The organism is Pseudomonas sp. S31, from assembly GCF_016648105.1.
Taxonomy (GTDB): Bacteria; Pseudomonadota; Gammaproteobacteria; order Pseudomonadales; family Pseudomonadaceae; genus Aquipseudomonas.
In genome coordinates this window covers 59,287-69,654 of sequence record NZ_JACVVE010000016.1, presented here as the reverse complement: position 1 = coordinate 69,654, position 10,368 = coordinate 59,287, and the positions used below count along the sequence as shown (strand labels likewise).

Annotated in this window: 8 protein-coding genes, 1 tRNA gene and 2 pseudogenes; all 11 read left to right on the top strand. The window is 59.9% G+C overall.

The window, feature by feature from the left end:
* The first annotated feature begins 153 nt into the window (after positions 1 to 153).
* On the top strand, positions 154 to 1,875 hold the full coding sequence (locus IAE37_RS13965) for a tetratricopeptide repeat protein (protein WP_201174511.1): 1,722 nt from the start codon (positions 154 to 156) through the stop codon (positions 1,873 to 1,875).
* A gap of 3 nt (positions 1,876 to 1,878) precedes the next feature.
* Positions 1,879 to 2,496, top strand: a complete 618-nt coding sequence (gene lolB / locus IAE37_RS13960) for a lipoprotein insertase outer membrane protein LolB (RefSeq protein ID WP_201174510.1) — start codon at positions 1,879 to 1,881, stop codon at positions 2,494 to 2,496.
* Positions 2,497 to 2,500: 4 nt separating this feature from the next.
* Entirely contained in the window at positions 2,501 to 3,361 is an 861-nt protein-coding gene (gene ispE, locus IAE37_RS13955; protein ID WP_201174509.1) for a 4-(cytidine 5'-diphospho)-2-C-methyl-D-erythritol kinase, read from the top strand.
* A gap of 20 nt (positions 3,362 to 3,381) precedes the next feature.
* Positions 3,382 to 3,456: transfer RNA gene (locus IAE37_RS13950), tRNA-Gln, on the top strand.
* A gap of 48 nt (positions 3,457 to 3,504) precedes the next feature.
* Positions 3,505 to 4,446 (top strand): ribose-phosphate pyrophosphokinase, encoded by a 942-nt coding sequence (locus IAE37_RS13945; RefSeq protein ID WP_003247410.1) that lies wholly within the window; start codon positions 3,505 to 3,507, stop codon positions 4,444 to 4,446.
* Between the two features lie 120 nt (positions 4,447 to 4,566).
* Positions 4,567 to 5,166, top strand: coding sequence for a 50S ribosomal protein L25/general stress protein Ctc (locus IAE37_RS13940; RefSeq protein WP_201174508.1), 600 nt, complete (start codon positions 4,567 to 4,569; stop codon positions 5,164 to 5,166).
* A gap of 81 nt (positions 5,167 to 5,247) precedes the next feature.
* On the top strand, positions 5,248 to 5,832 hold the full coding sequence (pth, locus tag IAE37_RS13935; RefSeq protein WP_201174507.1) for an aminoacyl-tRNA hydrolase: 585 nt from the start codon (positions 5,248 to 5,250) through the stop codon (positions 5,830 to 5,832).
* A gap of 22 nt (positions 5,833 to 5,854) precedes the next feature.
* Positions 5,855 to 6,955, top strand: coding sequence for a redox-regulated ATPase YchF (gene ychF / locus IAE37_RS13930; protein WP_201174506.1), 1,101 nt, complete (start codon positions 5,855 to 5,857; stop codon positions 6,953 to 6,955).
* Positions 6,956 to 7,068: 113 nt separating this feature from the next.
* Positions 7,069 to 7,320, top strand: a pseudogene (locus tag IAE37_RS28820) (tyrosine-type recombinase/integrase); the annotation flags it as partial.
* Between the two features lie 36 nt (positions 7,321 to 7,356).
* Complete coding sequence (locus IAE37_RS13925; RefSeq protein WP_236409956.1) at positions 7,357 to 7,713, top strand: hypothetical protein; 357 nt, start codon at positions 7,357 to 7,359, stop codon at positions 7,711 to 7,713.
* Between the two features lie 485 nt (positions 7,714 to 8,198).
* Positions 8,199 to 10,245 (top strand): annotated as a pseudogene (locus IAE37_RS13920) (TOTE conflict system archaeo-eukaryotic primase domain-containing protein).
* The last annotated feature ends 123 nt before the right edge of the window (positions 10,246 to 10,368 follow it).

Sequence of the window (10,368 nt, the reverse complement as noted above, 5' to 3'; positions counted from 1 at the left end):
CGTTCGCTATCGACGTGATAGGTGACAGGACACGCTTGAGGAACCCTGCCGCCGTCCGAAGGTCGCAATTAACCAGACACGCCACAGGTGGGTTTGCCCCCGCGCTTGTGTCATCATGCTCCGACCGCCGGTTAGTCCTCCTAAGCCTCCTCTATGAACAGACCCTACGCATTGCTGCTTGCCTTCGCCCTGCTCCAGGGCTGCCAGAGCCTGGCCCCGCACAAGGCCGAGCCTCCCGTCGCCGAGGCAGGCAAGGACGCGGCCGAAAAGCCCGTGGTGTACGGCTCGTTCAAGCAGGACACGCTGTATAGCCTGCTGGTGGCGGAGCTGGCCGGCCAGCGCAACCGCTTCGACATCGCCCTGGCCAACTACACCGACCAGGCGCAGAAAACCCAGGACCCAGGCGTTTCCGAACGCGCCTATCGCATCGCCGAGTACCTCGGCGCCGATGAGCCGGCGCTGGAAAACGCCCTGATCTGGGCTCGCAACGACCCGCAGAACCTCGACGCCCAACGCGCCGCCGCCATCCAGCTGGCCCGGGCCGGCCGCTACGACGATGCCATGGCCTACATGGAAAAAGTGCTCCAGGGCCAAGGCGACACCCATTTCGACTTCCTCGCCCTGTCGGCTGCCGAAACCGACCAGAGCACCCGCGACGGCCTGATGCAGAGCTTCGAGCGGCTGCTGGTCAAATACCCCGACAACAGCCAGCTGGTGTTCGGCAAGGCCCTGTTGCTGAACCAGGACGGCAAGGCCGAGGAGGCCCTCGGCCTGCTCGAGGCACACCCCCCGCAGAACGGTGAAATCGCCCCGATCCTGCTTCGCGCCCGCCTGCTCCAGGCCCTCGACCGTGGCCCCGAGGCCCTGCCGCTGCTGCGCGGGGCGATCCGCGACAACCCCGACGACAAGCGCCTGCGCCTGACCTACGCGCGCACCCTGGTCGAACAGGACCGCATCGCCGATGCCAAGGGCGAATTCCTCAGCCTGGTCCAGCAGTACCCCGAGGACGACGAACTGCGCTACTCGCTGGCTCTGGTATGCCTGGAGAACAAAGACTGGGACGAAGCCGAGAACTACCTGCGCGAATTGATCGAGCGCGACAGCAATGTCGATGCCGCACACCTCAACCTCGGCCGTATCCAGGAAGAACGCAGCGACCCCGAAGGCGCCCTGCGTGAATATGCGCTGGTCGGCCCGGGCCCGGACTACCTGCCAGCGCAATTGCGCCAGGCCGACATCCTCATCGCCAATGGGCGCGGCAGCGAGGCCTCGCGCCTGCTCGCCGAAGCCCGCGAGGCGCAGCCGGACTATGCCATCCAGCTGTACCTGATCGAATCGGAAAGCTACAGCAACAACAACAAGGACGCCCAGGCCGACCAGGTGCTGCAGCAGGGCATCAAGCGCTTCCCGGACGATCTCAACCTGCTCTATACCCGCGCCATGCTGGCCGAGAAGCGCAACGACCTGCCGCAGATGGAACAGGACCTGCGCACCATCATCGCCCGCGAGCCGGAAAACGCCATGGCCCTCAACGCCCTCGGCTACACCCTGGCCGACCGCACCACGCGCTATGCCGAAGCCAAGGCGCTGATCGAGAAAGCCCACCAGCTGACCCCCGACGACCCAGCCGTGCTCGACAGCCTGGGCTGGGTGAATTTCCGCATGGGCAACCTCGACGAGGCCGAACGCTACCTGCGCCAAGCCTTCGAGCGCTTCCCCGACCATGAAGTGGCTGCCCACCTGGGCGAAGTGCTCTGGGCCAACGGCAAGCGCCGCGAAGCCCGCCAGGTGTGGGCCAAGGCCCTGCAAGCCCAACCCGACAGCAGCGTGCTGCGCCAGACCGTGCTGCGCCTGACCGGATCAGAGACCCTTTAAGCCATGTTCCTGCGCCACTGCATCACCTTCACCCTGATTGCCCTGCTCGCCGGCTGTGCCGGCTTCGGTAGCCGCGAGGCCCTCCAGGGCCACGGCGATCCCAAGCAGTGGCAAGCCCATAAAACCCAGCTGAGCAGCCTCGACGGCTGGCAGATCAACGGCAAGGTCGGTATCCGCGCGCCCCGCGACTCCGGGAGCGGCACGCTGTTCTGGCTGCAACGCCAGGACTACTACGACATCCGCCTGGCCGGCCCCCTGGGCCGCGGCGCCGCCCGCCTGACCGGGCGCCCCGGTGGCGTGGTGCTGGAAGTGGCCAACCAGGGCCGCTTCGAAGCCGACAGCCCCGAGGCACTGCTCGAAGAACAGCTGGGCTGGCAGTTGCCGGTCTCGCACCTGGTGTGGTGGGTGCGCGGCCTGCCCGCACCAGACACCAAGAGCCAGCTGACCCTGGACGGCGACAGCCGCCTGGCCAGCCTCGACCAGGATGGCTGGCAGGTGCAGTACCTGAGCTACACCGAGCAGAACGGCTACTGGCTGCCCGAGCGCATGAAACTGCACGGTGAAAACCTCGACGTGACCCTGGTGGTCAAGGACTGGCAGCCGCGCCAGCTGGGGCACTGATCGCATGCCCACGCTGACCCTGCCCGCCCCGGCCAAGCTCAACCTGTGGCTGCACATCATCGGTCGTCGCGCCGATGGCTACCACGAGCTGGAAACCGTGTTCCAGTTCCTCGACCACGCTGACCAGCTGAGCTTCGCCCTGCGCGAAGACGGCGTGATCCGCCTGCACACCGAAATCGACGCCGTCCCCCACGACAGCAACCTGATCGTGCGCGCGGCGCGCAAGCTGCAGGAACAATCCGGAACACCGCTCGGCGCCGATATCTGGCTGGACAAGGTGCTGCCCATGGGCGGCGGCATCGGCGGCGGCAGCTCGGATGCCGCCACCACCCTGCTCGGCCTGGCGCACCTCTGGCAACTCGACTGGGACGAAGACCGCCTCGCCGCTCTGGGCCTGACCCTGGGTGCCGATGTGCCGGTGTTCGTGCGCGGCCATGCAGCGTTCGCCCAGGGCGTCGGCGAGCAACTGACCCCGGTCGACCCGGAGGAACCCTGGTATGTCGTGCTGGTGCCGCAAGTGTCTGTCAGCACTGTAGAAATTTTTTCACATCCGCAGTTGACACGTGATTCCCTCCCCCTTAAGATGCGCCCCGTTCCCGAGGGAAACAGTCGAAATGACTGCCAACCGGTGGTAGAGCAGAGTTACCCGGAAGTTCGCAATGCGTTGAATTCACTGGGTAAATTCACCAATGCTCGATTGACCGGCACTGGAAGTTGCGTGTTTGGGGCCTTCCCAAGCAAAGCCGAAGCTGATAAAGTTCTGGCCCTTCTTTCAGCGACCCAAGCAGGGTTTGTGGCGAAAGGAAGCAATGTTTCGATGTTGCATCGCAAGCTGCAAAGTCTGATCAAGAAGTCGAGCGCATAAGCGTTCGCAGCAACAGATACAGGGGCGTCGCCAAGCGGTAAGGCAGCAGGTTTTGATCCTGCCATGCGTTGGTTCGAATCCAGCCGCCCCTGCCATTTTCCTTATACTCATCCAGGTATACCCTCAGCCTTCAGGTACTGCGCGTGTCCAAGATGATGGTCTTTACGGGGAACGCTAACCCCGATCTGGCTCGGCGTGTCGTACGTCAGCTGCATATCCCTCTCGGTGACGTCTCTGTCGGTAAATTCTCCGACGGTGAGATCAGCACTGAGATCAATGAAAATGTCCGCGGTAAAGACGTCTTCATTATTCAGCCGACTTGCGCCCCGACCAACGATAACCTGATGGAACTGGTAGTGATGGCCGACGCCTTCCGCCGCTCCTCAGCATCCCGAATCACCGCCGTGATTCCTTACTTCGGATACGCCCGCCAGGACCGCCGTCCGCGTTCGGCACGTGTAGCCATCAGCGCCAAAGTCGTCGCTGACATGCTCACTGTCGTCGGTATCGACCGTGTACTCACCGTCGACCTGCACGCTGACCAGATCCAGGGCTTCTTCGATATTCCCGTCGACAACATCTACGGCTCGCCCGTACTGGTCGACGACATCGAAGACCAGCGTTTCGAGAACCTGATGATCGTCTCCCCGGACATCGGTGGTGTCGTGCGCGCACGTGCCGTCGCCAAGTCCCTGGGCGTCGATCTGGGTATCATCGACAAACGCCGCGAGAAGGCCAATCACTCCGAAGTGATGCACATCATCGGCGACGTCGAAGGGCGCACCTGCATCCTGGTCGACGACATGGTCGATACCGCCGGCACCCTGTGCCACGCGGCCAAGGCCCTGAAAGAACACGGCGCTGCCAAGGTCTATGCCTACTGCACGCACCCTGTCCTGTCGGGCCGCGCGATCGAGAACATCGAGAAGTCGGTACTGGATGAGCTGGTGGTGACCAACACCGTCCCGCTGTCCGCCGCTGCTCAAGCCTGTGACCGTATCCGCCAGCTGGATATCGCACCGGTTGTCGCTGAAGCGGTGCGCCGCATCAGCAACGAAGAATCGATCAGCGCGATGTTCCGCTAAGCGGAACGCGTGTTGATATGAAGCGCCCCGCCCCAGCATCCGTTGGGGCGGGGCTTTTTTGCCATCCCCGTCTGGCGCTGGTCGCAAACGCCTTTCGGGAGGCTATTTTGGAGAAACAAAATGACTGATTTCACCCTGAACGCCCAAGCGCGTACTGACCTGGGGAAAGGTGCGAGCCGCCGCCTGCGTCACTCCGCCAACATCCCAGCCGTTGTATACGGTGGCGATAAAGAAGCCCAATCCCTGACCATCGTGGCCAAGGAAATCGCCAAGCTGTTCGAAAACGAAGCTGCCTTCAGCCACGTTATCGAACTGAACGTCGACGGCGCCAAGCAGAACGTCATCGTCAAGGCCATGCAGCGCCACCCAGCCAAAGGCTTCATCATGCACGCCGACTTCGTTCGCGTCGTTGCTGGCCAGAAGCTGACCGCTGTCGTTCCAGTGCACTTCATCAACGAAGAAGCACCGGTCAAGAAAGGCGGCGAGATCTCGCACGTTGAATCGCAGATCGAAGTTTCCTGCGAAGCCAAAGACCTGCCAGAGTTCATCGAAGTCGACCTGGCCAAGGCTGAAATCGGCACCATCATCCACCTGTCGGACCTGAAAGCTCCGAAAGGCGTAGAGTTCGTCGCTCTGGCCCACGGTGATGACAAAGCTGTTGCCAACGTTCACGCTCCGCGCGTTGCCGCCGAAGCTGCTGACGAAGGCGCTGCCGAGTAATCCACTCGCGCGCCGGTGTTGATCGGGTTACAGTGCGCCCCGCGCCCTGTAACCCACCAACTCCAAGGAAGAGCCCCTGACGTGACCGCCATCCAGTTGATCGTCGGCCTGGGTAACCCCGGCCCCGAATACGAACAGACCCGGCATAACGCAGGGGCTCTTTTCGTAGAACGCATTGCCAGCGCCCAGCGCGTTTCGCTGACCGCTGACAAAAAGTATTTTGGCCTGACGGCTAAGTTCAGCCATCAGGGCAACGACGTTCGTTTGTTGATCCCCACCACCTACATGAACCGCAGCGGCCAGTCCGTGGCGGCATTGGCCAATTTTTTCAGGATCAAACCTGAGGCCATCCTGGTGGCGCACGACGAACTCGACCTGCCTCCGGGCGTTGCCAAGCTCAAGCGCGGCGGCGGCCATGGGGGGCACAACGGCCTGCGCGACATCATCGCGCAGCTCGGCAACCAGAACGACTTCCACCGCCTGCGGCTCGGCATCGGCCACCCAGGCGACGCCAAACTGGTCTCCAACTTCGTCCTGGGCCGCGCGCCGCGCGCCGAGCAGGAGAAGCTCGACGCCAGCATCGATTTTGCCCTCGGCGTGCTGCCCGACGTACTGGCCGGCGACTTCGCCAAGGCCATGCGCGAGCTGCACGGCCAGAAGGCCTGATTTCCTAGAGAGGGGAATACCCATGGGTTTCAATTGCGGCATCGTCGGCCTGCCCAACGTCGGCAAGTCCACCCTGTTCAACGCCCTGACCAAGTCTGGCATCGCGGCGGAGAACTTCCCCTTCTGCACCATCGAGCCGAACAGCGGCATCGTGCCGATGCCCGATGCGCGCCTGGCGGCGCTGGCGGAAATCGTCAAGCCCAACCGCATCCTGCCGACCACCATGGAGTTCGTCGACATCGCCGGCCTGGTAGCCGGCGCCTCGAAAGGTGAAGGCCTGGGCAACAAGTTCCTCGCCAACATCCGCGAGACCGACGCCATCGCCCACGTGGTGCGCTGCTTCGAAGACGAGAACGTGATCCACGTTTCCAACAGCGTCGACCCCAAGCGCGACATCGAGATCATCGACCTCGAACTGATCTTCGCCGACCTCGACAGCTGCGAGAAGCAACTGCAGAAGGTTGCCCGCAACGCCAAGGGCGGTGACAAGGAAGCCCTGGCGCAGAAGGCCATTCTGGAAAAGCTGATCCCGCACTTCACCGAAGGCAAGCCTGCGCGCAGCCTGATGAAGAACATGGCAGACGATGAGAAAGCGCTGATCCGTGGCTTCCACCTGCTGACCAGCAAGCCGGTGATGTACATCGCCAACGTCGCCGAAGACGGCTTCGACAACAACCCGCACCTGGACGTGGTCAAGGCCATCGCCGAGGAAGAAGGCGCTGTGGTAGTGCCGGTGTGCAACAAGATCGAAGCCGAAATCGCCGAGCTGGACGATGGCGAGGAGAAGGACATGTTCCTCGAGGCCCTGGGCCTGGAAGAGCCTGGCCTGAACCGCGTGATCCGCGCCGGTTACGAGCTGCTCAACCTGCAGACCTACTTCACTGCCGGCGTGCAGGAAGTCCGCGCCTGGACCGTGCGCGTCGGCGCCACCGCCCCACAGGCGGCCGGGGTGATCCACACCGACTTCGAAAAAGGCTTCATCCGCGCCGAAGTGGTGGCCTATGACGACTTCATCCAGTTCAAGGGTGAAAGCGGTGCCAAGGAAGCCGGCAAGTGGCGCCTGGAAGGCAAGGACTACATCGTCAAGGACGGCGACGTGATGCACTTCCGCTTCAACGTCTGATGGGCTCCGTGGGATTCCACGGTACATGAAAGACTCCAGAACCCCCGTGATCGCCAGGCGATACGGGGGGTTTGTGTTTTTGGACCACCATTTTCATCCATTGAGATCCGAGCGAAGGCATCAATCCCGCCAGACATCGACAACTGCTACGCATCAAGCAGCAGCAAGACAACGCCACTACATTCGAGGCGGTCGCGCAGGCTTCCGCCAAGAAAAAAAACGGCCTGACGATCGCTGCGGCGGCCAAACGAAGCGTGGCCGGTATTTTTGAACTCGCCGTCTCGACGCTGAGAGCAGATACAGACCCGGTCTATCCAGTCCGGCGCGCCCTGCCCGCTAACAAAACCCAGCACAAACGTTACCTCAGATCCTTAAGATCGCTGTCCACAACAGCATCCCAGGTGACCCGAACCTTCAAGGTCACGCCGCTCTCGCGGTGGTTCTCCGCGAGGACTATTCGCATCCGGCAGCTCGCCCGATCACTGGCAGTGATGGATGCTCTCTATACTTATGGCCCTCGTGCGCCAGCAACTCCGTACTCCGCTGTCCTGCAGCAACCTATCCGCTTGGCCGAATCTTGCGCCAACCTGCGCCCGTCACTTTCTGAAGAGACGGGCGCTTCTGACACTGCTGCAGCCCTGATCGCACAAGGCTTTGCGGCAATTCCCCTTGTGACAATGGGCGTGACAAACGCCGATGTCATCAGCCGCAACGATGCAGATGATGGTGCCGCAGACCAAGGAATGGACTGCACCTGACTGACAGTCACGTATGCCCCGGTCATCGCATCGCTGCTTTCACCTTGCTCAGGATCTCGCGGCGCTGGTCTCGTCAGCCAGCGTAGCCTCCACCCACCCACCGGTAACGGTGCTCAGGAGGCCTGATCATGAGATGCCCTCGCTCCGGTCGTACGGAGCCGCCATTCCCGCGTCAGTGGACATCCTCACAGGTCGCAGGGGCCTTGATCCCTGATAACACTCAACATTTCTTGGCGGGATGACGTGAGGATGGACTTCAGGCTAGCTAAGAGAGGACACAGATCATGGCTGTAGTTGAAACGCGGGTGGGTGGAAGGTCAGTCCCAAGACTAGCGAAGCCGGCCCCATTCAAGCTTCACGAAAGCCTGACGTTGGACACCTCGTCATCGCAAGGGCTATTGTTTGGTAACCTCTACGCTTACTGGTTCACTGAGGATTGTAGCGAGGGGCTACAAGCTTCACCTGGGACGTAGAGGCTGAAGACGGTGATAGATACTAGCCTGGTGGCGAAGCTAAAGGCTGAGAATGCAAGATTGGTCGCCTTGCTGGATGCTCATGGCATCGATTGGCGTCTGCCGGCCGAGCCAGTCAAGATCGAGGTTGTTCAAACAGAACACACACAACAATTCGGCACAGAAGCAAAGCTTGCCCTATTCCGGAGCTTGTTTCGTGGTAGGACAGATGTTTATCCAATTCGCTGGGAAAGCAAGGCAGGAAAATCAGGATACACACCCGCCTGCGCAAATGAATGGAAACCTGGCGTTTGTGAAAAGCCCCGAATTAAATGCGGCGACTGCGGTAACCGTCAGCTACTTCCTCTCACTGATGAGATCGTTTATCGCCATCTGGCTGGTGAAGTGGTTATTGGCATCTACCCTCTGCTCCCGGATGACACCTGCTATCTTATGGCGGTCGACTTTGATGAAGCCGAATGGCGTGATGATGCACGAGCCTTCGCTCAGTCGTGTCATGAACTGAACGTACCAATGGCACTGGAAATATCCCGTTCAGGTAAAGGCGCTCATTGCTGGATTTTCTTCAAGCAAAGTGTTCCCGCTCATGATGCCCGACGTCTTGGTGCGGCAATCATCAGCCATGCATGTGAACGTACACGCCAATTGGCACTCACTTCTTATGATCGGTTGTTCCCAAATCAGGACTACATGCCTAAAGGCGGCTTCGGAAATCTCATCGCGCTTCCATTGCAAAAGCGAGCCAGAGCTCACAACAACAGCGTTTTTGTCGACAGCGAACTTGAACCTTATCTCGATCAGTGGGCTTTCTTAGCATCGGTTCAGAAAATGCCTCCGGAGGATATTCCGTTCGTTGTCACCCAAGCGATGGGGAAGCAGGACCCTACAGGAGTCATGTATGTTGACGACGACGGAGATGCAGAACCTTGGAAGGCTCGTGAGTCGAAGTCACCAAAATTGACGTGCCCATTGCCAGCCTCTATCAACGTCACGCTGGCTAACATGATTTACTTTGAAAAGTCGGCGTTGCCGCAACCATTAGCAAACCAGCTTGTCCGGCTAGCCGCGTTTCAAAATCCTGAATTCTACAAAACTCAAGCCATGCGCATGTCGGTGTGGAACAAGCCGAGAATCATCGGTTGCGCCCAGAACTTCCCCAAACATATTGCGCTGCCACGTGGCTGCTTGGATGCTGCGCTGGAGCTGCTAGGGGTAAATGGCATCACCCCTGAGTTTCAAGATGAACGCTTCGCCGGTGACCCGATTGACGTGAGTTTCCTCGGGACCTTGCGTCCAGACCAGGAAGATGCCATCGGCAAAATGCTGAATCACGATACCGGAATTCTTTGCGCACCTACGGCGTTCGGTAAAACGGTCAGCGCAGCTGCATTGATTGCTAGACGTGGCGTTAACACATTAATACTTGTGCATCGGACCGAATTATTAAGACAGTGGCAAGAACACGTGCAAGCGTTCTTGGGTGTTGGCAAGGGTATGGTTGGAACGATTTGGGGGCGGAAAAGCAAAACCTACAGGCATCATCGATATTGCCGTAATGCAATCGTTATCGCGAAAAGGTGAGATCAGCGATCACGTAAAAAACTACGGGCAAATTATCGTCGATGAGTGTCATCACCTAGAACGGACGGAGCATGTGGATACCATGGAGCTTGAGTTGAAACAGCGCGTGAATAACCTTTTCACACTTCATGGGCGAATGCCTAAAAAACAACGAATTGCTCGTATGCAAGAGCTTGAGCGCCTTGCCCCGGATGCACCACGAGTACTGTTGGCGACGGGAAAACTAGTCGGTGAAGGCTTCGATCATCCGCCATTGGACACGTTGGTGCTGGCAATGCCCATCTCATGGAAGGGAATCCTCCAGCAATATGCAGGACGGTTGCATCGGTCACATGCCGACAAAGCCGGCGTGGGAGTGATTGACTTCGTTGACGAAGGCAGTGCTGCGCTAATGAGAATGTGGGATAAGCGCCAAGCAGGTTACAAAGCGATGGGCTACCGTATGGCCGACGCCCTGGTTACCATGGATCTACTTTAAACGTGATTCGACGGCTCATAGGGCACCACCCCTTTGTAATCGCGAAACCATAAACATCTTCAAAAGCGGGTTTCAAAACGGGCACACATCCAGCTTGATAGCACCCAAATCCGGATTTCATAG